Genomic DNA, 21841 nt, shown 5'->3' on the forward strand with positions numbered 1-21841 from the left:
CCTAGCGCGTGGCCTGCTGCTGAACCCGGCGGCCGCTGGGGCCGTGGTCGGGGTGGCTGGGGCAGAGATCGGCGAGGGGGCAGCCGGCGCAGAGGGGCTTGCGGGCGTTGCAGACGGCGCGGCCATGGAAGATCAGCCGGATCGAGAGGTTCTCCCATTCCGGCTGAGGGAAGAGCTTCATCAGATCGGGCTCGATCCGTGGCGGATCGCTCTGGCGGGTGAGCCCGAGCCGGTTGCTCAGCCGCCGCACGTGGGTGTCGACGGTGAAACCGGCATTGATGCCGAAGGCATGGGCTAGCACCACGTTGGCGGTCTTGCGCGCCACCCCCGGCAGCTCCAGCAACTCCTCCATCGAGGCCGGCACCGCACCGCCGTGGCGCTCCATCAGCAGCTGGGAGGCGGCCACGATGTGCTTGGCCTTGTTGCGGTAAAAGCCGGTGGACTTCACATAGGGCTCCACCTCGCTGGAGTTCACCGCAGCAGCGGCGGCCGCATCGGCGAAGCGCTCGAACAGGGCCGGGGTGACGAGGTTCACCCGCTCGTCGGTGCACTGGGCCGAGAGCATGGTGGCCACCAGCAACTCCCAGGGCGTGCGCCAATCGAGGGAGCAGGTGGCATGGGGGTAGTGGAGCGCCAGGCGCTCCTGGATCAGCGGCGCCCGCTGCCGGGCCGTGGCAAAGCGGGGCACCTCAGCGGCCGAGGAGTTGCTGCACCACCGAAAGCTGGCTGGTGTCCTTGACGATCAGCACCACGCTCAGCCCCACCAGCAGCAGGAAGCCCGACTGCATGAAGGCCATCTGCAGCCGATCGGGCAGGGGCTTGCCGCGCAGGCCCTCCAGCAGCAGCAGGGCGAACTGGCCACCATCGAGCAGGGGCAGGGGCAGGGCGTTGAGCACCGCCAGGTTGATGGAGATCAGCGCGGCGAACACGAACAGGCTGCCGCCGCCCTGGCGGGCCAGGCTGGCGCCCATCTCGACGATCTTCACCGGCCCCGACACCTGGGGAGCGGTTTCGCCGAAGTGGGTGACCAGGGCCACGAAGCCATCGACGGTGCGGCGGATCAGCTGAACGAAGACGCGGTTGGTCTGGCCGAGCAGCTCCAGCGGCCCCTTGGCGGGACGGAACACCTCACTGCCGTTGGGCTGGAGCTGGGCGCCGATGCGGCCGAGGCCATCGCGATCGCTGGGGGTGAGCCGCAGGCTGAGGGTTTCACCGTTGCGCTCGGCCTGGATCTGCAGGCTGCGCTCGGGCGCCCCCTGGATGTCGGCCACCAGATCCACCACGGCCTTGGAGCCACCACCCACGGCCACCCCTCCGAGGCTGAGGATGCGATCCCCGGCCATCAGGCCCGAGGCGGCGGCGGGCTGGCCCGGCTGCACCGCCGCCACCAGCACGCCAGGGGTGGCGCTGAAGCCGGCGGGCACACCCACCAGCAGCCCCTGACCGAGGAGCACGGCCCAGGCCAGCAGCAGGTTGGCGATCACGCCGGCGGCGATCACCAGGGCCCGCTGGGGCAGGGGGCGGTTGCGCAGCAGGTCGGGGTCATCGCTGGGGATCTCGCTGTCCTCCTCGTCGTCGGGGAAGGCGACATAGCCACCCAGGGGTATGGCCCGCAGGGCGAACTGCACGCCGCGGCGCTGCCGCTGCAGCAGGGCCGGACCGAAGCCGATTGAGAAGCCGCTGACGCGGATGCCCTGCCAGGTGGCGGCAAAGAAATGGCCGGCTTCATGCACCACGATCAGGCCCGCCAGGATCGCCAGTGCCGTGAGAACGCCCATTCAGGCAATGTTGCGCAAGACACTCATTCTGGGGGTTTCAGCCGTGGTTTGTTCCCTTCAGGCTTCGGGCACGAGGCGATCGCAGCCCATGTAGGGCACGAGGGCCCGCGGCAGGCGCACGCTGCCGTCGGCGTGCTGGCCGGTTTCGAGCAGGGCGGCCATGGTGCGACCCACTGCCAGACCGCTGCCGTTGAGGGTGTGCAGCAGACGGGTTCTCTTGCCGTCCTTGAAGCGGATCGAGGCGCGCCGTGCCTGGAAGTCAGCGCAGGTACTGCAACTGGAGATCTCGCGGTACGCCCCGGCGCCGGGCAGCCACACCTCCAGATCAAAGGTGCGGGCGGCGGAGAAGCCGAGGTCACCGGTGCAGAGATCCAGCACCCGGTAGGGCAGGTCGAGGGCCTGCAGCACCGCTTCGGCGTCGGCGGTGAGCTGGGCGTGGGCTGCTTCTGATTCCTCCGGGTGGCAGAACCAGTACAACTCGACTTTGTTGAACTGGTGCAGGCGGATCAAGCCGCGGGTGTCGCGGCCGTAGGAGCCGGCCTCGCGGCGGAAGCAGGGGGTGTAGGCGGCATAGCGCAGGGGCAGGCGCTCGGCGGGAATCAGCTCGTCGCGGTGGAACGAGGTGATCGGCACCTCGGCGGTGGGGGTGAGCCAGAGGTCGTCGTCGGCGCAGCGAAAGCTCTCCTCGGCGAACTTGGGCAGCTGGCCGGAGGCGGTGAGGCTGGCGCTGTTCACCAGGATCGGCGGCAGCACCTCGCGGTAGCCACGGCTGGCGTGCTGATCGAGCATGAAGCTGATCAGGGCGCGCTCCAGCCGGGCGCCCGCTCCGAGCAGGGTCACGAAGCGGCTCTGGGCGATGCGCACCGAGCGCTCGCTATCGATCAGGCCGAGGCGTTCGGCGATCTGCCAGTGCTCTTCGAGGGCGGGTTCACCCTCCATCGGCTCTCGGGGCGTGCCCCAGCGCCGCCGCTCCACGTTCTCGGCTTCGCCGGCCCCATCGGGGCAGAGTGAGGAGGGCAGGTTGGGGAAGGCGAGCAGCTGCTCGCGCAGGCGGGTTTCGAGGGCTTTCTCCTCCTCCTCCAGCACCGCCACCTGCTGCTTGATGGTGTTACCCCGGTTGCGCAGGGCCTGGACCTCGGGGCTGTGGGGTGCTTCGCCGCCGCGGATCAGCTCGCCCACCTGGCGGCCGATGCGGTTGCCCTCGGCCTGCAGATCACTGCGTTGCTGCTCAAGATCACGCTCTTGGCGGGCGATCAGCTGCAGGGCCGTGAGATCGAGCGTCATGCCCCGCCGCCCGAGCTGCTCGACGATCAGCTCGGGGTTGTCGCGCAGCAGGCGCTGATCCAGCACGGCTCCAGGTGCAAAGGCGCGTGCAGCCTACGGACTGGTGCTGGAGCAGGCCGCGTGGAAGGGCCTCAGAGCACCTGCACCACTTCGCTCACTTCGGGGATGGCTTCGCGCATCTTGCGCTCGATGCCCATCTTCAGGGTCATGGTGCTGCTGGGGCAGCTGCCGCAGGCGCCCTGCAGGCGCACCTTGACGACCGGGCCGTCGATCTCAACGATCTCGACGTTGCCGCCGTCTGCCATCAGGTAGGGCCGCAGTTCATCGAGCACCCGCTCGACGTTCTCGATCGTGAGGGCGCGGGGGTCGCTGATCGGGGCCTCGCCGCTGGCGCTGGTGTCTGGGGTGGCGGTGTCGGTGGTCATGCGGAGGGATGAAGGGAGTTTGAGCCTACGAAGCCTGCGGCAATTCCGTCTTCATCCGGCGATGACGGCTGGTGAAGGATGCTTCGGGGCAGCGGAGGTGCGCTTGTAACGCCTTCGCAGGCGGACCATGGTGAGGGCCAGGGGTGCCAGGGCTCCGGCAGACAGGGGGAGGGGCACGGCGACGAGGGAGCCACTGGTGAACGTGATATTTGACAATGTTGTCTGGGAGCTTGGACAGCCGTTGTTGTCACAGAATCTGATCTGCCCATCGATCCCGCTGTTCAAGGCAGTGAGACTGATGGATTCGGGAGAGTTGGCAAGCTTGATGTTCTGGATACTTAGGGATTCGGGAGGGGATTGGCCACTGGAGCCAGTAATTCCTGTGAAGCTGAGAATGCCTGCTGTTGATGTCGTCCCGGTGTAGCCGGCAGATACAGGCGTTGCTGCAGAGTTAAATAGCCATCTTGAGATTTGAATGTTGGCGAAATTAGTGATCGCTGAGCCGTTGTAAGCAAAGCTGCCGGTGATGGTTCCGGTTCCGCCACCAGGACTAGCCACGCTGAATGCGGCATTCTGGAAGGTGTAGGTGAGCGCCTGAGCTTCCAGTGGCAGCAAGGCAATGCCCCCGACCGCGAGCCCCGTCACCGTGAACTGTGCGACTGGGAGGAAGTAGGCGCGTTGCAGTTTGCCGAGCACCTTTTGTAAGGCTGCTTTGTGACTAGCCACAAATGTCACAATAACTTAACTAGGTGTTAATGCCTAATCTTAACAGGACCGGCAAGGCTGCGTTTGGGACGTTGTTGGCCCGGTGATGCCACTGGTCCTGGCTGGGGTGGCTGGAGCGGCTCCCGGAGGGCCTTGATCGGCCTGCCCGCCTAGGATCACGGCCAATGGGCTTGCAGCCCTCCGCCCCGCATGAGTCCCAGCAGAGCCGCGATGACCGACGTTCCCGCCTCGCGGATCCGCAACTTCTGCATCATTGCCCACATCGACCACGGCAAATCGACCCTGGCCGATCGGTTGCTGCAGGACACCGGAACCGTGGCGGCCCGCGACATGCAGGCCCAGTTCCTCGACAACATGGAGCTGGAGCGGGAGCGGGGGATCACGATCAAGCTCCAGGCCGCGCGGATGGAGTACACGGCCGCCGACGGCGAGACCTACATCCTCAACCTGATCGACACACCGGGCCATGTGGATTTCTCCTATGAGGTGAGCCGCAGCCTGCAGGCCTGTGAGGGCGCGCTGCTGGTGGTGGATGCCAGCCAGGGGGTGGAGGCGCAGACGCTGGCAAATGTGTACCTGGCGCTGGGCAATGATCTGGAGATCATTCCGGTGCTGAACAAGATCGATCTGCCCGGGGCCGACCCCGAGCGCATCAAGGAGGAGATCGAAGCGATCATCGGCCTCGACACCACCAAGGCGATCGCCTGCTCCGCCAAGACCGGCCTGGGCATTCCCGAGATCCTCGAAGCGGTGGTGGAGCGGGTGCCGCCGCCGGCGGATCGGGTCGACGAGCCCCTGCGGGCGCTGATCTTCGACTCCTATTACGACCCCTATCGGGGCGTGATCGTCTACTTCCGGGTGATCAGCGGCGTGATCGCCCGCAAGGACAAGGTGCTGCTGATGGCCAGTGGCAAGGTGGTGGAGCTTGATGAGGTGGGCGTGATGGCGCCCGACCAGCGCCAGGTGGACAGCCTGCATGCCGGTGAGGTGGGCTACATGGCGGCCTCGATCAAGGCGGTGGCTGATGCACGGGTGGGCGACACGATCACCCTGGCCGCCAATCCGGCGGCGGAGCCGCTGCCGGGTTACGCCGAAGCCAAGCCGATGGTGTTCTGCGGCCTGTTTCCCACCGACGCCGATCAGTATCCCGATCTGCGCGACGCGCTCGACAAGCTGCAGCTCTCTGATGCGGCGCTGAAGTATGAGCCGGAAACCAGCAGCGCCATGGGCTTCGGCTTCCGCTGCGGCTTCCTGGGCCTGCTGCACATGGAGATCGTGCAGGAACGGCTGGAGCGCGAATACGACCTTGACCTGATCGTGACGGCGCCGTCAGTCATCTATCAGGTGAACATGATCGACGGCAGCACCATGATGGTGGACAATCCCGCCACCCTGCCCGATCCACAGAAGCGGGAATCGATTGAGGAGCCCTATGTGAAGCTGGAGATCTACACCCCCAACACCTACAACGGCGCCCTGATGGAGCTCTGCCAGGAGCGGCGCGGTGAATTCATCGACATGAAGTTCATCACCACCGACCGGGTGACGCTGCACTACGAGATGCCGCTGGCGGAAGTGGTGACGGATTTCTTCGATCAGATGAAGAGCCGCACCAAGGGCTACGCCTCGATGGAATACAGCCTGATCGGCTATCGCAAGAACGAACTGGTGCGCCTCGATGTGCTGATCAACAGCGAGAAGGCCGACCCGCTCACCACGATCGTGCACCGCGACAAGGCCTACAACGTGGGCAAGGGGCTGGTGGAGAAGCTGAAGGAGCTGATCCCGAGGCAGCAGTTCAAGATTCCGATCCAGGCCTCGATCGGCAGCCGCATCATCGCCAGCGAAAGCATCAGCGCCATCCGCAAGGATGTGCTGGCCAAGTGCTACGGCGGCGATATCTCCCGCAAGAAAAAGCTGCTGAAGAAACAGGCGAAGGGCAAGAAGCGCATGAAGGCGATGGGCAAGGTGGACGTGCCCCAGGAAGCCTTCATGGCGGTGCTGAAGCTGAATCAGTAGGGCTGGCGGTGGCGCGGGGGTGGTCCGATCTGGGTCTCGGAGCCGCCCATGACGACCACCCGGCGTGAGTGTTCCCGCTCGATCAGGGCCTTGAGGGCCTCGCGGATCAGCTGGGTGCGCTCCTTGATGCCGCTGAGTTTTCCGGCCTGAGCGAGCAGATCGTCGTCGAGGGTGAGGGTGGTGCGCATGCCCGATTCAGCCACGGTGTTTCACAAGAGTCAGTCTGTCAGCCGCTGGGAAGCGACGACGTTGACTGGCTCCTGAGGGCGCATCTGCAACGGTTGTTGAAGATTGTGGCCAGCTTCAACTCGATACAGGGCTACATCTCGCCTTTTCTGGGAACGCTGAGGGCGTGATGTCCCAGATAGCCGCCGATGGCACTGCCACGTGTTCTGCCTGTATCCAGCCGAGGGGCTGAAGCGGGTTTTCTGCTGCCACTCTCGTTTGGTGTGTCGCTGGTGCTGCTGTTGAGTGCGCTCTCGATGCAGACGATGGCGCTCCAGGGAAGTCGGCTGGCGGCGGCGGAGCTGGAGCAGCGCAGGCTCGACGACTCCCTGGTTTCGGCGGCGGAGCAGGTGGCTGCAAGACTCAGCGGCTCCCATGCCTGCCTGTTGCCACTGGCTTCGGGGTCTTGGCAGTCGCCCATCAAGGGTTGCGCGGCAGGACTGAGCGCGGCACCTGTCCTGAGCGGTCAGGTGGAAGCGGTCGCCTATCGGCTGGTCTCATGGACGCCAGGGGTGCCCGGCTCTGCAGGCCATCCGGGTGAGCTGCGTCTGGAACTGAGCCAAGGGAAAGTGCAGCGGTTGTTTGCCCTTGAAGTGGCCGGTGCAGCCCCAATGCCCCTGCATGTGGTGGCTTTGCGCGGGATTGGGCGATGACACTGATTGAAGTGTTGGTGTCAACTTTGGTGTTCGCCCTGGCGGCAAATTCCTCAGCGCAATTGTGGGGATCTGCCCTGACCTGGAACCACCGCGCCGTGGAGCGCCAGGAGGTGTTGAACCGCATCGACATGGAGTTGCTGAAGCGGGAGCGGGCACTGCGGGTGGCGGCCGCGGCACAGGTGAAGTCGGCGCGGGAAGTGGGGGTGGAGGTGCCGATGAGCTGTGTCGACGCAATGGCTTGGATGGAGGGACAGTTGGCCCTCGTCAGCTCCCAGCTGCCGGAACAAATCACCCTGGCCAGTGACTCGGCTCTGACCACTGCGGAAGAGCCCGTCGCCCTCTGGCTGAGAGCCTCAGGGGAGGGAATCGAGCGCCGGCGGCTGTTTGCTCCGGCGGCCCATGGGGTCTGCCGACTATGACCAGAGCACGCACGATTTCCCGGGATTTCTCCCAGGGCTATTCGCTCACTGAGATGCTGGCGGGGGTGTCGGTGCTCTTGCTGCTCGCAGGGCTGGCGATCTATGTGGGTGCCGAATCGATAGCCAGACAGCGGTTGGAGGTGGCCACCCGGCGGCTGGTGCTGGGCCTTGAGCGGGGTCGTGCCGCGGCAGAGCGGCTGGGGCGGCCCTGTGGCCTGAGCTTGACGCCGGAGGGATGGCAGGAGCCGTTGAAGGGCTCGCTGGCCGGCTGCGAGCGGGCGGCGATGCCCTTGGCTGAGGGGGTGGAAAACGGCTCCATTCAGCTGAGCCACAACCTGCCCGACACTCTGCGCTTCAGCAGCATTGGTTTGGTGCTGGATGGCGGCACGGTGGTGCTCACCAGCGCAGGCACCGAGCTGCGCCGCTGCCTGGTGATGGCCCCGCCGCTGGGGGTGGTGCGCCTTGGCCGCTATGGCGGCGCGCCCGGGGGCCGCCCCGACAGCGACTCCTGCCGCCCTGATCCGACCCTCTGAGCCGGAGCAAGCCACCAGCGTGATGAAGACAGCGCCGATCCTCAGATCCCAGACCAGGGGCAGCCCGGCCAGTGCCGGCTTTGGCCTGGTGGAGCTGCTGGTGGCCATGGGCCTGGGCCTGATGGTGTGCGGCGTGGTGGTGCAGGTGCTGCTGGGGGAGGGGCGCTCGGCACAGAACTTCTCCCGGCTGGTGCGGGAGCGCGCCTACCAGCGGCGGGCCCTTGCGCTGATCCGGGCTGATCTGGAGGGGGGCAGCGAGGTGGTGGATGCCGCCACTCCCCTCTCCGTCGACTGTGGAGTGGCCAGCCGCAAGGTGGTTCTGCAGATCAAGAGGGGCGACGGGGTGATCACCTATTCCGTTGGGGCAGCCCCGAGCGGGATCTGGCGCGGCCAGGTGCTGGCGCGCTGCGGACCTGCCTATGGACTGGAAGGACGCGTCAACCCCGGCACCACAGCCCAAAGCCATGTGGTGCTGGATGGCCTGGCGGCGAAGCCCCCCACCTGGGCCACCTGCGGCGGTTTGAGCGATGCCAGGGTATTGAATAAGTCTGAAAACGTAGCGTTCTCTGCATGCCTGGATCCGGCGACCCAGTTGGTGAGTATGCGATTAGTTCAGAGCTTCAGCGATGGCGGCGGCCCGCTTCAGTGGGTGCGCAGTGAAGGAGTCGCTGGGGCAGGGTAAGGATCCAGGTCACTCAGTATGAGGTCACGCGGACGATGGCAAACTATTCTGAATACATTTTCACGATCAAGATCGACTCGTGCAATTTTGATGTATTGAGGGCTATTCCATTCATTTTGCAGGGCTTTCCTTGGCCCATCGTCCTACGTCGATCTTGTTAACAGCTTGGGTTTCCCTGATTGTATCCGTTCAGAGGGCGGGATGCCCACCGCGCCAATCCACCCCTGATCGCTCAGTGCTGAGGGTCCAAGGAAGAGACAACGTGTGTTGAGAAGTTCATGAATTCGGGAGCAGCGATGGCATCACGCCAACGCGATGATGGGCAATCCAGGCCTGCTCCAGGAACTGCCAGACATCGCGGTCCTGTTGCCTGAGGGTGGTGGTGGCAGTGAGCAGACGACTGCGGCAGATTACACCGCTGGTTGATTGGACGCAGTAACTGATCTTGCGCTGAATCACCGGCTGGCGCAGCGCTCGCTCAGCGGCGTTGTTGGTGGGATCGACGCCTTGGATCTCCAGAAACGTCCAGAGGGCATCGCTGCGTTGCAGTACCTGCTGACAAGTGCGTACCGTCTTGGCCCAGGGTGTTCGCTCACCGCGCTGGTAACCCAGCTCCACCACCTGCTGCAGTGTGGCCTCAAAGGAGCGGCGGATTGGCCGGCAGCCCTGCTGCAACGTGGGCCAGTCGTTCGCTCCCTCCTTCCATCTGTACCACTGGGCAAACAGTTGCTGCTGCAGGTCCAGCAGCTCTGCTCCGAACTTGGCGCTGGCACCAGGGCGCTGGGCGATGGCAGTGAGATCGCGGATCAGGTGCGCCCAGCACAGCTGGCGCTGCTCAATTGGCAGGTGGTTGTAAGCGGAGAAGCGATCGCTCACCACGATCCCGCCAAAGGCGTTCCCCAGCAGCTCCTTGGCCGCTGCAGTTGAGCGGCTGAGGCCCTGCAGGAACACCGTCGCCACTGGGGTGACCATGACCCACTGCCAGCCGCGGCGGCCAGCCGGATTGTTGCCGTCGACATTGCCGGTGGGGGCGCCGGTTTCATCGACGTAGGCCACCGGCTGCTGCCGAGCGGCATCCAACGCTTCTGCCATCGGTTGGGCCAGTGTGGCGCTCAGCCGCTGGCGGATCCCAGCAATCCCTGCGCGGCTGATCACCACCCCCAGGTGATGGAGCAGTTCCTGGGTCTTGCTGATGCTCAACGGGAAGGCACTGCCCAGCAGACCCACAAGGGTGCTGAGCCGGGGTCCGTAACGGGCCGCTCCCACATCTGCCGGCAGGGTGGCGCAGGTGCTGGTGGAGCAGCAGGGACAGACCAAGCGGTGCAGCCGGTGTGCAATCACCAGCGGTGTGATCGGCGGAATCTCGATCACCTGATGGCGCAACGGCTCTGGATCAACACCGTCCAGCAGCTGACCGCAGCGGTGGCAGGCTTGGGGGTGGTGCTCCACCACCTCATCCACCCGCTAGATCGGCAGCAATTCCGGACCGGATCCTGGATGGCCCGGCTGGCCGCCCCGCTTGCGGTCACTGCCCTTGCGCCGCTCAGGCGGCTTAAACCCAGGGCCATCGCTGGAGGGTGGTTTGGAGGAGTTGCGAGAGCTGCGGCCGGATCCGCTCACGCAATTGGGCCAGTTCGGTGGCCAGTGTGGTGAGTTGCGTTCGGAGCTGTTCGTTCTCCTGGTGCAGCACATGAATCTCCTGCTGTTGATGCAGGATTAGAGAACGGGCACTGGTCGGCCATGCCAACCAGTCCGCATCTGAAATCCCGTCAGGAGGAGTAGTCATCTCAGGCAGTCTCTGCCTGAGATGCAATCGGGAATCACGCCGCCGTCAAGGGCTTAGCCGTAGCGATGTTCGCTCCGAGCTGTCCCGACCCCTGAATGGGTACTGAAGTGGAGGGAGTCTTTGGCTCTGGCAAGCGAAAGTATTCACTGAGGCTGATCATGGCGAGGCTCGCCCACGGCGCTGCAACCTCAATCTTCATGAGTTTCCTGGTGATGTGTGCCGAGAAGATCCTGAGGTTTCTCTGCCTCTTTTTTGTGTTCATTTTTGCCTGTCTCTGCAGCCTTCTCCGGCTTCATGTCTCACCAGGGAAGGCCTGGACAATTACTGACAAAAGATGGAACGATTGGCCTGTCATCGCATAGACGTGACCATGGCCTGCGTAAGCCCTCCGCAGATGCCCGTTGCGGCGCGATGTGGCGTCGGCTGGTTTTCAGGAGTCCCGAATTACATACCCCGATCACCTTGATTAGTGTCTATTCCCAGAGTTTGCAGCGCCGGTCCGGTGGATGGTCTTCCAGCGCAGAGCTGCAGTGCATCGCCAGGGAGGCTGAACAGATGGGCCTGATGGTCAGCGAACTGCTCGACATCGCCAGGGAGGAGGCGGGCCGCTTAGAACTGGGCCGTGACTCACTGGATTTTGATGATGTTCTGCTCGTGGCCTTTGAAAGGCTCGAGCCCATCGCCGCCTCTCGCCTGCGGCTGCGCTTGCCCCAGGACGGTGCTCAGCCCGTGGGTCTGGGAGATGGCGAGAGTCTTCAGCAGTGCCTGACAAACCTGGTGGACAACGCCCTAAAATACAAACCGTAGGACTCCACTATCGAACTGCTCAGTTCGGTTGGCGCCACTGAGGTGGGTCCACGTGGACGACCATGGGCCGGGGGTACCTCTGGCGGAATAGGAGCGCATCTTTGAGCTCTTTGTTCTTGGTACATCTCAGTCCGACACCAGTGGGAGTGACATCGGACTGGCGATGGTGCGCTTGCTGATGCGGCGGATGGGCGGTGATGTGCGCGTGGCCCCAACCCCCGGCGGCGGTGCCGACTTTCAGCTGGTGCTCGAGCGGATGACGCTCAGATCTTCGGATCCCCCTCCCTGAGAATGAAGCCCACGCCGCGTACGGTCTGGATCAAGGTAGGAAAACCACTACGTTCGATCTTCTTACGCAAATAGCGGATATATACATCGAGCAGGTTGGCGTCGCCTACAAAGTGCTCACCCCACACGTTGTGAAGAAGTGCTTGACGTTCCTGTACCCTACTGGGGTCTTTGAGCAAGGCCAACAGCAGGTTGTACTCCCGCACTGTGAGCTGGATTTCTTCTCCGCCACGGCTCACTTCGTGGCTGGCGGTGTTCACCCGCAGGTCAGCGAAGCTCAGCACAGTCTCGTTGTTGTTGCTGGACCCACTGCGCCGCAGCCTGGCCCGTATCCGCGCCAGCAGTTCCTCGATCGAGAAGGGCTTGATAAGATAGTCATCGGCACCGGCGTCCAAGGCTTGCACTCGCTCGGCCACCGCATCTCTTGACGTGAGCATCAGCACTGGGATAGTGAGCTCACTGGCTCTCAATCGTCTGCACACCTCCACACCGCTGAAATCAGGCAGGGTCCAGTCGAGCAGCACCAGGTCCCAGGGAGCATCGCGCAGCCTGATCAGTGCCTGCTGGCCTGTGCCCACTGCTCCCACCACATAGTTCTCCACCGCCAATTCACCGGCGAGAAACCGGCGCAGCTCGGGGTCGTCGTCAACGACCAGCACCCTGTATTGGTGGGTCATGGAGCTTCTTTAGGTTGTTTCCAGAATGCCTGGATACGGCACAGGTTGAGGCTTTACCCGTAGCCTGGCTGTCCTTTGTCCTTTTTCGATCGAGAGAGGCAGTGGCTCGCTGCACTCAGACTAGAGGCAGGTAGGCCAAGAACCACGTCTGAAATAGGGGCTTGCAAGGCGATGCGGTTGAAGCTCCTGAGCTGAGGCCATGGCATGTCTCGGTTCTTTTCAGCGGCTGCTCGGCCGAGAGGAATCAGGGTTCAGCTCCCTGCCCCTGCTCCAGACTGGGCTTGCCCCAGACCGCCGCCCGATGACCACCCCGCTGAGCACCGGGCTGCTGCGCCGCTGGCGTCCCCGCGACCTCTCCGGCCGCATGGCCCGCTGGGGCCTGGTGATCGTGCTGGTGTACGGGTTAATCGCGCTGCTGACGCCGCTGCTGATCCACCTGGGGCTGCTGGCGGATCCCAATGCCGGCCTCGACAATTCCGTCTACTCCACGCCATCGCTGCAGCACTGGTGCGGCACCGACAGGCTCGGGCGCGACGTCTGCGTGCGGACCCTCTCCGGCGCCGCCGTGGCGCTGCAGGTGGTGCTACTGGCGCTGGTGGTGGCCCTGGTGATCGGTGTGCCCCTTGGGATGCTCAGCGGTTACCTGGGCGGCTGGTTCGACCGGGTGCTGGTGCTGCTGATGGACACGCTCTACACCCTGCCGGTGCTGCTGCTCTCGGTGGTGCTGGCCTTCCTGCTGGGCCGTGGCCTGCCCAATGCGACCGCTGCCCTGTGCGTGGTCTACATCCCGCAGTACTTCCGTGTGGTGCGCAACCAGACGGCCCAGGTGAAGGCCGAGCTCTACGTGGAGGCCGCCCGCACCCTGGGGGCCGGTCCGGTCTGGATCCTGCGCCGCTATCTGTTCCGCAACGTCATCACCTCGGTGCCGGTGCTGCTCACCCTCAACGCCGCCGATGCGGTGCTGGTGCTGGGCGGCCTGGGTTTCCTCGGCCTCGGCCTGCCGGAAACCATTCCCGAGTGGGGCGGCGACCTCCAGCAGGCCCTCACCGCCCTGCCCACCGGCATCTGGTGGACCGCGCTCTACCCCGGCCTGGCCATGTTCGTGCTGGTGCTGGGGCTCTCCTTCCTGGGGGAAGGTCTGGAGGCCTGGGTGAGCGGGGGGGATGGGGGACGTGGAAGTTGATGAAGTCCCCCACCGCCTCTCGGCAATTAAGCCAGTCCGTCAAGTGATGCCGCGACGGCTTGCTGGCTGTCAGGTGAGGGCACAGGCGATAGTCCCATTCCCATCGATCGTGATTGTGGCTGTGCTGTTTGCTGCTGTTGAAGTTCCAGCGAGACAGCGAAGTCCCACCGGCCCCGCTGTCCACTGTGCTGTGTAGGTGCCACCGGTAGACGCATCACAGGGTTTTGGATTGGCAACCCCAGCAGCAGCTGGTGGAGTGGGTACACCGCCAATGTCTGAAGCGGCGAAGGTCGCACATTCCTTGGCCAGGCCTAGGGCTTCGCCAATGGCCGCTCCCGCTTGGGCTGCATTGCGGGCTTGCAGGTACTGCGGGAGCGCCACAGCGGAGAGAATGCCGATAACTGCAACAACAATCATCAGCTCCACCAAGGTGAATCCCTTGGTGAGCGGGTTGGAACTGGCCCGGCGTTGCTTGAGTTGACGAAGGATGGCGAGGCTCGTGTGGGTACGCATGGCGAGAGGTCTCAAGTTGACGTCCATCAGCGTTCCCCTCTTGGCCGGGTATGGACGGTTGGGCTGCGCCTGATCAATTGAGGGATTACATCCCACGGGCACATGGCAAACTCCGCTCACAGCAGCCTGATTGGCCGCGGGCCCCTTGGATGGGCCGTGACCGTCTACCGGAAACCCATAGAAAAAAAGTAAAATAATCAGGCATTCTTAAGTAAACTCTTGGCTATTTATTAGCACTTTATCAGGAAAGTGATTCTCTTTTCGACGTCTGGCCGTCCCCTGGCTGCGCTCCGGTGTTGTGAGCTGCCTCAGCTCAGGCCTGGCACTGGCTATGGCGCCTGAAGCTGCACGGTTGATGGATTTGCGCCGCTTCGCTCAAATCCCACAGACACGAACTGCTGCAGCGGAGTAAGACGGTGTGTGTGCTCTGTGACGTGATGCCCGTCTGGGTCATTCTTCTGCTGCTCCCCGCCTCGGCGCTGCTGTGGTTGCTGGGAACGTCCAATGGCGACGACGTGATCGGGCTGCTGGAGCGGCTGATTGCCCTCTGCGGCCTGGCGGTGGTGGTGTTCGTGGCGCGGCCCCTGCTGCTGGAGATCATCGGGGTGAGCGTTGCGCTGTGGTTGCCCCGGGCCCACAGCGGCCAGGCGGCGCCGCCACTGCCCAATCGCGACGACGTACTCATCCCCTTCCTCTGATCCCCATCGGCCGGGCGGGTGGCTGCAGGGCGCAGCCTGGCTTCAGTAGCGCAGCTTCAGCGTGCGGGGCAGCTCCTCGCTGATCTCACCGTCTGCCGTAAGCGGGGGGTAGGGGCGCCCCTGGCGGCGGCACCACTCCGCCACCTGGGGGTAGGCCCACTCGAACAGCAGCCCCTGGCGTGCTCCTGCCGGCAGTCCTTCGCCCGCCTCGGGCACCAGGCCCGCTGCCTGCCGCTGCCGCAGCGCTTCAAACAGCAGCACCGCCGCCGCCACTGACACATTCAGCGACTGCACCATGCCGCCGGTGGGGATGAACAGCGGCTGATCCACCATCGCCGCCGCCGCCTCGCTCAGACCCCACTTCTCCGCCCCCAGCAGGAAGGCCGTGGGGCCACGGAAGTCGCACTGGCGGTAGTCCACGGCGTTGGTGCCCAGCTGGGTGCCGTAGAGCCGGAAGCCCTGCTGCTTGAGCTGCCCCAGCACCTCCTCCACCCGGCCGTGCGGCCTCAGCGGCACCCACTTCTGGCTGCCCTGGGCGGTGCTGTTGAACGTGCGCGGCCTCCCCTTCAGGCTCACCACATGGGCCTCCAGCACCCCCACGGCATCGCAGCTGCGCAGGATCGCCGAGAGGTTGTGGGGCTTGTCCACCGCCTCCAGCACCACGGTGAGATCGGCCATGCGCCGGTCGAGCACGGCGCGGATCCGCTCGAAGCGGCGGGGCAGCAGGGGCATGGGCGCAGCGCGGCAGGGGCGACCGTAGGCCGCCTGCTGCGCCTCAGTTCAGCACCGGATCAAGATCGGGGATGAAGGCCAGGCTGTCACCGCTGCTGCGCACCGCCACGCCCCCCTTGAAGCGGCGGAAACTGCCCTCGTCCTCCTGGGCCTGCCCGCTGTCATCTTCGGCGCGGATTGCCACGCGCCCATCGCTGAAGAAGGCATAGGCGTTGCGGGAGCCATCGGCCCAGGCCAGGTCGTAAAGGGTGCCGCCGCTGCGGCCGCTCACCTGGCTGATGCGGCAGGGGATCTGCTCCTCCACGCTGCCGGAGGCGCGGAACAGGCACACCTTGTCGTCGGTGGGGTCGGTCTCAGGCCGGCGCGCTTGAGCGCCTGTGGCGCCAGTCGGCAGCTGCGCCAGGAACGCGCGCACCACCGTCGACGACACCGCGAAGTTCAAGCCCTCGCTGTCGCCGTATTTGAAGGTGGCGATGCCCGCCACGCAGTTGCCCGCATCCAGCACCGGGCCGCCGGAATTGCCCGGGTTCACCGCCGCATCGATCTGCAGGATCTGCTCATTGCCGCGCAGGCTGCTCACCACCCCACGGCTGAGGCTGAACTCCAGGCCCTTCGGGGCGCCGATTACGAACACCTCCTGGCCCACCGCCGAGGTCTGATCGCGCATGCGCAGCACCTTGCCGCGGGTGCCCTCCACCGCCAGCAGCGCCAGGTCGCTGGTGGGCGCCTCGCCCGATCCGCGCGCCACCACCCGCGCCCGGTCGCTGCTGCCATCCACCCACTTCAGCCGCACCACCTCGCTGCCATCCACCACATGGGAATTGGTGGCCAGGTAGGTCATGCCGTCCTGCTGGGCCACCACGAAGGCACTGCCCATGCCGCTGCCCGTGGACACCACCGCCACCCCTTCCCGGGCCGAGCGGAACACCTCCTCGGCGCTCTGACGGCCGCTGGCGCAGGAGCTGGGTTCAATCGCCGCCCCAGTCGCGGTTTTCGCTGCGGGCGCCGGCAGCGTGGCGGCCGCGGCCCGGTTGGCCGGCACTTCGGCGGTGGCGCGCATCAGGCCGCAGCCCGAGAGCGCGAAGGCCAGACCGGCGGCCCCCAACTTCAGCCCCCAGGCACTGCGGCGGATCCTGCTGTTGCTCTGCATCGTGGTGGCCCGTGGGGGCTGAAGAACGCTTGAACTCCGTTCTATGGCCGCCAGCCGTGCGCACCAACCGTCCGCCCGCAGCCGCTGATGACAGGATCTTCCCGTCGCTCACCCCGGTCAGCCCTTGTCATGGTTGATGGCTCCCCGGGCTTTGATCAGCGGGTGTGGGCAGCCGTGGCCCTGGTGCCCGCCGGCCGGCTCGCCACCTACGGCCAGATCGCCGAGCTGATCGGTGCCTATGGCTGCGCCCGTCAGGTGGGCTGGGCCCTGCGCCGCCTCTCCCTGCCCTCGGAGGTGCCCTGGCACCGGATCGTCAATGCCCGCGGCTGCATCAGCCTCAGCCTCTCCCGGGAAGGCAGCGACTGGATGCAGCGGGAGCTGCTGATCAGTGAAGGCATTCCCGTCGATGAACAGGGGCGCCTGCCCCTGCGGCGCTATCTCTGGAGGCCGCCGCCCCTCGCCGTTTGAGCGCCACCTCAGCTGTCCCCGCCCCGCCCTCTCCAGACCCCGCCGCTATCGGGCTCGATGCCCGGCGCGTGGCCTGGCGGGTGCTGCAGGCCGTGGCCGCCGGCGCCTACACCGACCTGGCCCTGGAGCGGGAGCTGCGCCGCTCCCCCCTGGCCCCCGCCGATCGCGGCCTGGCCACGGAGCTGGCCTGCGGCGCCATCCGCCAGCGGGCCCTGCTGGATGGCTGGATCGATGCCCTCGGCAAGGTGAGCGCCGAGCGCCAGCCGCCGCCGCTGCGCTGGCTGCTGCACCTCGGCCTCTACCAGCTGCTGTTCACCGCCCGGGTGCCGCCCTCGGCGGCGGTGAGCACCACCGTTGAAATCGCCAAGCGCGATGGCCTCGCCCGCCTGGCGCCGGTGGTCAATGGCCTGCTGAGGGCCTGCTTGCGCCGCCGCCAACCCCTGGCGGCAGGCGCCGCCCCCTGGGAGCCACTGCCGCTGCCGGCTGATCCCATCGCCTCGCTGGCCCTGCGTGGCTCCCTGCCCGCCTGGCTGGCCGCCGGCCTGCTGGAGTGGTTGCCCCAGGAGGGGGCCGAGGCCTTCGCTGTGGCGGCCAACCAGCCCCCCTCCCTCGATCTGCGCGTCAACCGCCTGCGCGCCAGCCGCGAGGGGGTGATCGAGGCCCTCGCCGCCGCTGGCGTCAGCGCCACACCGCTGCCAGAGCTGCCCTGGGGCCTCAGCCTCGCCGGCCGCAGCGGTGATCTGCGCACCCTGCCCGGCTACGCCGAAGGCCACTGGAGCGTGCAGGACCGCACTGCCCAATCGATCGCCCCCCTGCTCGATCCCCAGCCCGGCGAGCGCCTGCTCGATGCCTGTGCCGCCCCCGGTGGTAAGAGCACCCATCTGGCGGAGCTGATCGGTGATGCCGGCAGCGTGCTGGCGGTGGATCGCTCCGAAGGCCGTCTGCGCCGCCTGCGCGACAACGCCCAGCGCCTGGGGCTGCAGGCCATTGAGCCCCTCACCGCCGATGCCGCCCTCCCTGGTGCCCTCGCCGGCGCCAGCGCTGGCCCGCCCTTTGATCGCATCCTGCTGGATGCCCCCTGCTCGGGACTGGGCACCCTGGCCCGCCACCCCGATGCCCGCTGGCGCATCACCCCCGCCAGCATCACGGAGCTGGTGGCCCTGCAGCGCTCCCTGCTGGAGGCGATGCTGCCGCTGTTGGTGCCCGGCGGCCGGCTGGTGTACGCCACCTGCACCGTGCACCCCAGCGAAAACAGTGACCTGATCGCCGGCTTCCTGGCGCAGCATCCCGGCTGGCTGCTGCTGTCGCAGAAGCAGCACTGGCCGGCGGCCCCCAGTGGCGATGGCTTCTACGCCGCGGTGCTGCAGGCTCCCGCCTGAAGGGGCGAGCGGGGCGGTTTCAGGGAACCGGCGGCGGCGCCACCGGTGGTGGGGGAGCCATCGGCGGAGGGGCCACGGGCGGTGGCGCCACCGGGAAGGAGGGGTTCCCCTGCGGCGGTGGCGTCACCGGTGCCGGTGCCGCCTGGGGCTCACCGCCACGGGGCGCCTGGCTCGGGGCTGGCAGTTTCGGCAGGTCCGGCAGCGGCGGCAGATCCTGCCCGCGCTCGCTTGGCGGCGCCACCTGAGAGGGCTCCGGCGAGTTGCGGTCTTCCCCAGGGGTGGGCAGGTCGCTGGGGCGCCCCGGCTGGAAGGTGGATTTGGCCTGCTTGGTGGGTTTGAACGTGCCCGTGAGCACCGGCTTGGGCGGGAACTGGAGCACCGGCAGGTCCTTCACCACCACCGCCATGTAGCGGCCCCAGGCCGCGGCGGCAGCGCCGCTGTCACTGCCGGTCTCGCGGTTGTTGTCGTAGCCCAGCCAGATGCCGGTGGTGAGTTGGGGAATGCCGCCAATGAACCAGAGGTCACGGGCCCCCTCCGAGGTGCCCGTTTTCCCCGCCACCGGCCGATCGCCCAGGGAGGCCGCCCCGCCGGTGCCGCCACTCACCACCCGCTGCAGCATCCACACCATGGCGTCGGCGATGGGGCTGTCCACCGCCCGCCGCCCCTTGTCGCCATCCACCCGCCGGCTCCAGAGCAGCTCGCCATTGGGGCCGTTGATCTCCTCGAACGGCGTGGCTGGCACATACACCCCGCGGTTGATCACCGCCGCGTAGGCCGTGGTCATGTCCAGCACCGTCTGCTCGTAGGCGCCGAGGGCCATCGGGTAGAAGCGCCCCAGCTCCCGCGTGATTCCCAGACTCTGGGCCGTGGCGATCACCTTGTCGAAGCCCACCTGCTGCAGCAGGCTCACTGCCACGGTGTTGAGCGAGTTCTGCAGGGCTGTGGCCAGCGACACCTGCCCCAGATAGCGGTCGCCGAAGTTCTTGGGGCAGTAGCCCGCGAAGCAGCGCTTGGCATCTAGCACCGTGTCCTCCGGCTTCATGCCGGCCTTCAGGGCGGAGAGGTACACAAAAAGTTTGAAGGTGGAGCCCGGTGAACGCAGGGCCTGGGTGGCGCGGTTGAACTGGCTCTTGCTGTAATCCTTGCCGCCCACCATTGCCCGCACCAGGCCCGTGCCCGGCTCCACCGTCACCAGGGCACCCTCCAGGCCGCCGTACGCGCTGCCATCGATCACCTTCTGGCCTTCCTCCTGCCAGGCCATGTTCAGGCTGCTGCGGATCGTCAGGCCGCCCACTTCCAGCTGCTCGGCGCTCAGCACCTTCGGCAGCTCCTGCGCCACCCAGCCGGTGAAGAAGGGGGCGCGGCTGTTCCAGTATTTGGGCAGGGCGGGCTTGAGCTGCAGCGCTGAGCCCTTGGCCTCGGCCAGTTCCCCCGCATCGATGAAACCGGCCTCCTTCATCCGCTCCAGCACCAGGCTGCGGCGCTGCAGGGCCAGCTCCGGATTCACCAGCGGTGAATACACCGAGGGGGCCGGCGGCAGCCCCGCGATCAGGGCCGCTTCAGGCAGTGTCAGCTGGTCGGGGGTCTTGGAGAAGTAGATCCAGGCGGCATCGGCCACGCCGTAGGCGCTGGAGCCCAGATACACATAGTTGAGGTATTGCTCGAGGATCTGCTGCTTGGTCAGCTGGCGCTCAAGCTTTCCGGCCAGGGCCGCTTCCTTCAGCTTGCGGATCAGCGTGCGGTCCTGGCTGAGGAACACCGTGCGCGCCAGCTGTTGGGTGATCGTGCTCGCCCCCTCCTCCACCGAGCCCCGGCTGAGGTTGCGCATCATCGCCCGGGCGATGCCGGTGGGGTCCACGCCGCCGTGCTGATAGAAGCGGCGGTCTTCGGCGGCCACGAAGGCCTCCTTCACCAGCTCCGGCATCTGGCCGCTGGGCACTTTCTCGCGGGTGGCCGGTCCCAGCTTCTGCAGCACCTCGCCGTCGGCCGAGAGGATCGTCACCGTGCCCGGACGGTTGAAGGTGCTGATCCGGCGCGCGTCCGGCAGCAGGCTGTCCACCCCCTTCACCAGGGCATTGACCCCCAGGGCCATGACCCCCCCAGCCGTCAGGGTGACGCCCACCAGCACCAGCAAGCGCAGCCGGCGTTTGTTCACGGCTTCTTCACATCCCCACGGTCAGGCTGCTGTGGCCGATCGCCAGCGCCGTGACCAACATCCCCAGCACCAAAAAGGGCTGGGCGCTCGCCTGATACTTGACATCAAAGGCCACCGGATCGCGCAGCAGCCAGATGTCCTGGAAGGTGATCTGGGGAATGATCAGCAGCACCAGCAGCACCGCCGCGAAGTTCTGGCCGATGGCGATCAGCACCGCCACCATCGCCAGCTGAAACAGGTCGATCATGGCGGCACTGATCCAGCTGGCTCTCTGGATCCCGAACACCACCGGCAGGCTCTGCAGCCCCAGGGCCCGGTCGCCCTCCACGCTCTTGAAATCATTGACCACGGCGATACCCAGGCCCGCCAGGCTGTAGGCGAGGGTGAGCAGGGCCGTGGCCCAGGTGAGCTGGCCGAACAGCGCCTGACCGGCCCACCAGGGCAGGGCGATGTAGCTGGCGCCGAGGGCGTAGTTGCCCAGCCAGCCGTTCTGCTTCAGCTTCAGCGGCGGTGCTGAATAGATGAAGCTCACGAATGAACCCCCCAGGGCCAGCAGCAGCACCACCGGCGTGCTGTGGCCGGCCCAGAGGTCGAGCCCCCAGGCCACCGCCAGCCCCGCGATCAGCAGCACCCAGATCTGCAGCTTCACCTGCGGCAGGGAGATGGCACCGGAGGGGATCGGCCGATAGGGCTCGTTGATCGCGTCGATTTCGCGGTCGTAGTAGTCGTTGATCGTCTGGGTGTAGCCAGCCAGCAGCGGGCCACTCATCACCATGCAGGCCAGCGAGGCGCCCACCTGGGGCACGGTCCAGTGGAAGTTTCCGGATGCCGCCGCGCCGCAGATCACACCCCAGATCAGGGGGATCCAGGTGACCGGCTTCATCAGCTGCAGGCGCAGCTTCCACATCGAACTGGTGCCGCTGGCACCTTTCATGCCGAGCAGCTGACGGGCGCCGCCGCCGCCGCTGGTGCTGGGGTCGGGAGCGTCGCTCAAATTCAGACCGCGGCGATTTCGTCGTCGAAGAACCAGCCGGTGCTGCCGTTGGCCAGTTCCACCACCACGCCGATGCCGCTGCCGTCGGTCATCTTGAAATCACGGACGGTGCCGGTGGCATCGCTCTGCAGGGTTTCCACCAGCTCGGCGGGGATCTGGTCACGCACTCGCGTGATCCGCACCTTCGAACCGATCGTTACGGCGCTCGAGGGGCCTGAGGTGGCAGCCTGGGACATGACCGGCGCGACTGGATCGGGTGGCGCA

Annotated in this window: 26 protein-coding genes; 11 read left to right on the plus strand and 15 right to left on the minus strand. The window is 66.2% G+C overall.

Annotated elements, in window-relative coordinates; all coding sequences use genetic code 11:
* Window position 1 precedes the first annotated feature (1 nt).
* From nth to KBY67_RS02460, 5 genes are all read right to left on the minus strand, one after another.
* The gene (gene nth, locus KBY67_RS02440) at window positions 2-688 is read right to left on the minus strand and encodes an endonuclease III (protein ID WP_255108345.1); all 687 of its coding nucleotides are present in this window, start codon (window positions 686-688) and stop codon (window positions 2-4) included.
* A gap of 1 nt (window position 689) precedes the next feature.
* Entirely contained in the window at window positions 690-1778 is a 1089-nt protein-coding gene (rseP, locus tag KBY67_RS02445) for an RIP metalloprotease RseP (RefSeq protein WP_255108348.1), read from the minus strand.
* A gap of 57 nt (window positions 1779-1835) precedes the next feature.
* Window positions 1836-3128: a serine--tRNA ligase gene (serS, locus tag KBY67_RS02450; protein ID WP_255108350.1), complete on the minus strand. Its 1293-nt coding sequence runs from the start codon at window positions 3126-3128 to the stop codon at window positions 1836-1838.
* Between the two features lie 65 nt (window positions 3129-3193).
* Window positions 3194-3487: a NifU family protein gene (locus tag KBY67_RS02455; RefSeq protein ID WP_255108352.1), complete on the minus strand. Its 294-nt coding sequence runs from the start codon at window positions 3485-3487 to the stop codon at window positions 3194-3196.
* A 51-nt stretch (window positions 3488-3538) separates the two neighbouring features.
* Window positions 3539-4183, minus strand: coding sequence for a hypothetical protein (locus tag KBY67_RS02460; protein WP_255108355.1), 645 nt, complete (start codon window positions 4181-4183; stop codon window positions 3539-3541).
* 240 nt (window positions 4184-4423) lie between these two features.
* On the opposite strand from KBY67_RS02460, the gene lepA reads away from it, so the two are divergent.
* Window positions 4424-6232, plus strand: a complete 1809-nt coding sequence (lepA, locus tag KBY67_RS02465; RefSeq protein WP_255108363.1) for a translation elongation factor 4 — start codon at window positions 4424-4426, stop codon at window positions 6230-6232.
* Here lepA and KBY67_RS02470 read toward each other — a convergent pair.
* The gene (locus KBY67_RS02470; protein ID WP_255108366.1) at window positions 6226-6435 is read right to left on the minus strand and encodes a type II toxin-antitoxin system VapB family antitoxin; all 210 of its coding nucleotides are present in this window, start codon (window positions 6433-6435) and stop codon (window positions 6226-6228) included. The genes lepA and KBY67_RS02470 overlap by 7 nt on opposite strands.
* A gap of 171 nt (window positions 6436-6606) precedes the next feature.
* Between KBY67_RS02470 and KBY67_RS02475 the strand changes: the two genes are divergently transcribed.
* The 4 genes from KBY67_RS02475 to KBY67_RS02490 are packed head-to-tail and all read left to right on the plus strand — an operon-like array spanning window position 6607 to window position 8747.
* Window positions 6607-7110: a hypothetical protein gene (locus tag KBY67_RS02475; protein ID WP_255108369.1), complete on the plus strand. Its 504-nt coding sequence runs from the start codon at window positions 6607-6609 to the stop codon at window positions 7108-7110.
* 14 nt (window positions 7111-7124) lie between these two features.
* Window positions 7125-7532 carry a hypothetical protein gene (locus tag KBY67_RS02480; RefSeq protein ID WP_255108371.1) on the plus strand — a complete coding sequence of 136 codons (408 nt, stop codon included), beginning with the start codon at window positions 7125-7127 and terminating at the stop codon, window positions 7530-7532.
* Window positions 7529-8065, plus strand: a complete 537-nt coding sequence (locus KBY67_RS02485; RefSeq protein ID WP_255108374.1) for a Tfp pilus assembly protein FimT/FimU — start codon at window positions 7529-7531, stop codon at window positions 8063-8065. Before KBY67_RS02480 ends, KBY67_RS02485 begins: the two co-directional genes overlap by 4 nt.
* 22 nt (window positions 8066-8087) lie before the next feature.
* Complete coding sequence (locus KBY67_RS02490; RefSeq protein ID WP_255108376.1) at window positions 8088-8747, plus strand: type II secretion system protein J; 660 nt, start codon at window positions 8088-8090, stop codon at window positions 8745-8747.
* 276 nt (window positions 8748-9023) lie between these two features.
* Here KBY67_RS02490 and tnpC read toward each other — a convergent pair whose 3' ends face one another.
* Window positions 9024-10208: an IS66 family transposase gene (gene tnpC, locus KBY67_RS02495; RefSeq protein WP_255108378.1), complete on the minus strand. Its 1185-nt coding sequence runs from the start codon at window positions 10206-10208 to the stop codon at window positions 9024-9026.
* Between the two features lie 3 nt (window positions 10209-10211).
* Window positions 10212-10439: a DUF6444 domain-containing protein gene (locus tag KBY67_RS14810; RefSeq protein ID WP_399213759.1), complete on the minus strand. Its 228-nt coding sequence runs from the start codon at window positions 10437-10439 to the stop codon at window positions 10212-10214.
* Between the two features lie 505 nt (window positions 10440-10944).
* Between KBY67_RS14810 and KBY67_RS02500 the strand changes: the two genes are divergently transcribed.
* Both KBY67_RS02500 and KBY67_RS14815 read left to right on the plus strand, forming a co-directional pair.
* Window positions 10945-11340, plus strand: coding sequence for a sensor histidine kinase KdpD (locus KBY67_RS02500; protein WP_255108380.1), 396 nt, complete (start codon window positions 10945-10947; stop codon window positions 11338-11340).
* A 97-nt stretch (window positions 11341-11437) separates the two neighbouring features.
* Window positions 11438-11629, plus strand: a complete 192-nt coding sequence (locus tag KBY67_RS14815; RefSeq protein WP_399213782.1) for an ATP-binding protein — start codon at window positions 11438-11440, stop codon at window positions 11627-11629.
* Here the strand turns inward: KBY67_RS14815 and KBY67_RS02505 are convergent.
* Window positions 11604-12305, minus strand: a complete 702-nt coding sequence (locus KBY67_RS02505; protein ID WP_255108382.1) for a response regulator transcription factor — start codon at window positions 12303-12305, stop codon at window positions 11604-11606. The genes KBY67_RS14815 and KBY67_RS02505 overlap by 26 nt on opposite strands.
* 364 nt (window positions 12306-12669) lie before the next feature.
* On the opposite strand from KBY67_RS02505, the gene KBY67_RS02510 reads away from it, so the two are divergent.
* Window positions 12670-13488 carry an ABC transporter permease gene (locus tag KBY67_RS02510; protein WP_399213784.1) on the plus strand — a complete coding sequence of 273 codons (819 nt, stop codon included), beginning with the start codon at window positions 12670-12672 and terminating at the stop codon, window positions 13486-13488.
* 69 nt (window positions 13489-13557) lie between these two features.
* On the opposite strand, the gene KBY67_RS14730 is transcribed toward KBY67_RS02510, so the two are convergent.
* Entirely contained in the window at window positions 13558-14001 is a 444-nt protein-coding gene (locus KBY67_RS14730; RefSeq protein ID WP_315855541.1) for a prepilin-type N-terminal cleavage/methylation domain-containing protein, read from the minus strand.
* Window positions 14002-14438: 437 nt separating this feature from the next.
* On the opposite strand from KBY67_RS14730, the gene KBY67_RS02520 reads away from it, so the two are divergent.
* A complete protein-coding gene (locus KBY67_RS02520) occupies window positions 14439-14699 on the plus strand; it encodes a hypothetical protein (protein ID WP_255108386.1) in 261 nt (86 codons plus the stop codon).
* A 42-nt stretch (window positions 14700-14741) separates the two neighbouring features.
* On the opposite strand, the gene trmH is transcribed toward KBY67_RS02520, so the two are convergent.
* Window positions 14742-15431, minus strand: coding sequence for a tRNA (guanosine(18)-2'-O)-methyltransferase TrmH (gene trmH, locus KBY67_RS02525; RefSeq protein WP_255108388.1), 690 nt, complete (start codon window positions 15429-15431; stop codon window positions 14742-14744).
* A gap of 43 nt (window positions 15432-15474) precedes the next feature.
* On the minus strand, window positions 15475-16581 hold the full coding sequence (locus KBY67_RS02530) for a S1C family serine protease (RefSeq protein WP_255108390.1): 1107 nt from the start codon (window positions 16579-16581) through the stop codon (window positions 15475-15477).
* Between the two features lie 129 nt (window positions 16582-16710).
* Between KBY67_RS02530 and KBY67_RS02535 the strand changes: the two genes are divergently transcribed.
* On the plus strand, window positions 16711-17049 hold the full coding sequence (locus KBY67_RS02535; RefSeq protein WP_255108392.1) for an MGMT family protein: 339 nt from the start codon (window positions 16711-16713) through the stop codon (window positions 17047-17049).
* Window positions 17046-18428, plus strand: a complete 1383-nt coding sequence (locus KBY67_RS02540) for a 16S rRNA (cytosine(967)-C(5))-methyltransferase (RefSeq protein ID WP_255108394.1) — start codon at window positions 17046-17048, stop codon at window positions 18426-18428. Before KBY67_RS02535 ends, KBY67_RS02540 begins: the two co-directional genes overlap by 4 nt.
* 19 nt (window positions 18429-18447) lie before the next feature.
* Here the strand turns inward: KBY67_RS02540 and KBY67_RS02545 are convergent, their stop codons facing one another.
* The 3 genes from KBY67_RS02545 to KBY67_RS02555 are packed head-to-tail and all read right to left on the minus strand — an operon-like array spanning window position 18448 to window position 21813.
* Complete coding sequence (locus KBY67_RS02545; RefSeq protein WP_399213763.1) at window positions 18448-20583, minus strand: transglycosylase domain-containing protein; 2136 nt, start codon at window positions 20581-20583, stop codon at window positions 18448-18450.
* A gap of 7 nt (window positions 20584-20590) precedes the next feature.
* Entirely contained in the window at window positions 20591-21577 is a 987-nt protein-coding gene (gene chlG, locus KBY67_RS02550; RefSeq protein WP_255108396.1) for a chlorophyll synthase ChlG, read from the minus strand.
* Between the two features lie 2 nt (window positions 21578-21579).
* Entirely contained in the window at window positions 21580-21813 is a 234-nt protein-coding gene (locus tag KBY67_RS02555; RefSeq protein ID WP_255108398.1) for a DUF2862 domain-containing protein, read from the minus strand.
* Window positions 21814-21841 lie beyond the last annotated feature (28 nt).

Source organism: Synechococcus sp. RedBA-s (assembly GCF_024345495.1).
Taxonomy (GTDB): Bacteria; Cyanobacteriota; Cyanobacteriia; order PCC-6307; family Cyanobiaceae; genus Regnicoccus_A.

Coding starts and splice junctions, on each gene's coding strand:
- KBY67_RS02510 (WP_399213784.1), top strand. CDS start 12,670: ATGGCCCGCTGGGGCCTGGTGATCGTGCTGGTGTACGGGTTAATCGCG.
- KBY67_RS02520 (WP_255108386.1), top strand. CDS start 14,439: ATGCCCGTCTGGGTCATTCTTCTGCTGCTCCCCGCCTCGGCGCTGCTG.
- lepA (WP_255108363.1), top strand. CDS start 4,424: ATGACCGACGTTCCCGCCTCGCGGATCCGCAACTTCTGCATCATTGCC.
- KBY67_RS14810 (WP_399213759.1), bottom strand. CDS start 10,439: ATGTGCTGCACCAGGAGAACGAACAGCTCCGAACGCAACTCACCACAC.
- KBY67_RS02455 (WP_255108352.1), bottom strand. CDS start 3,487: ATGACCACCGACACCGCCACCCCAGACACCAGCGCCAGCGGCGAGGCC.
- KBY67_RS14730 (WP_315855541.1), bottom strand. CDS start 14,001: ATGCGTACCCACACGAGCCTCGCCATCCTTCGTCAACTCAAGCAACGC.
- KBY67_RS02535 (WP_255108392.1), top strand. CDS start 16,711: ATGGTTGATGGCTCCCCGGGCTTTGATCAGCGGGTGTGGGCAGCCGTG.
- trmH (WP_255108388.1), bottom strand. CDS start 15,431: ATGCCCCTGCTGCCCCGCCGCTTCGAGCGGATCCGCGCCGTGCTCGAC.
- KBY67_RS02530 (WP_255108390.1), bottom strand. CDS start 16,581: ATGCAGAGCAACAGCAGGATCCGCCGCAGTGCCTGGGGGCTGAAGTTG.
- KBY67_RS02475 (WP_255108369.1), top strand. CDS start 6,607: ATGGCACTGCCACGTGTTCTGCCTGTATCCAGCCGAGGGGCTGAAGCG.
- KBY67_RS02555 (WP_255108398.1), bottom strand. CDS start 21,813: ATGTCCCAGGCTGCCACCTCAGGCCCCTCGAGCGCCGTAACGATCGGT.
- KBY67_RS02490 (WP_255108376.1), top strand. CDS start 8,088: ATGAAGACAGCGCCGATCCTCAGATCCCAGACCAGGGGCAGCCCGGCC.
- rseP (WP_255108348.1), bottom strand. CDS start 1,778: ATGGGCGTTCTCACGGCACTGGCGATCCTGGCGGGCCTGATCGTGGTG.
- KBY67_RS02505 (WP_255108382.1), bottom strand. CDS start 12,305: ATGACCCACCAATACAGGGTGCTGGTCGTTGACGACGACCCCGAGCTG.
- KBY67_RS02485 (WP_255108374.1), top strand. CDS start 7,529: ATGACCAGAGCACGCACGATTTCCCGGGATTTCTCCCAGGGCTATTCG.
- KBY67_RS02500 (WP_255108380.1), top strand. CDS start 10,945: ATGTGGCGTCGGCTGGTTTTCAGGAGTCCCGAATTACATACCCCGATC.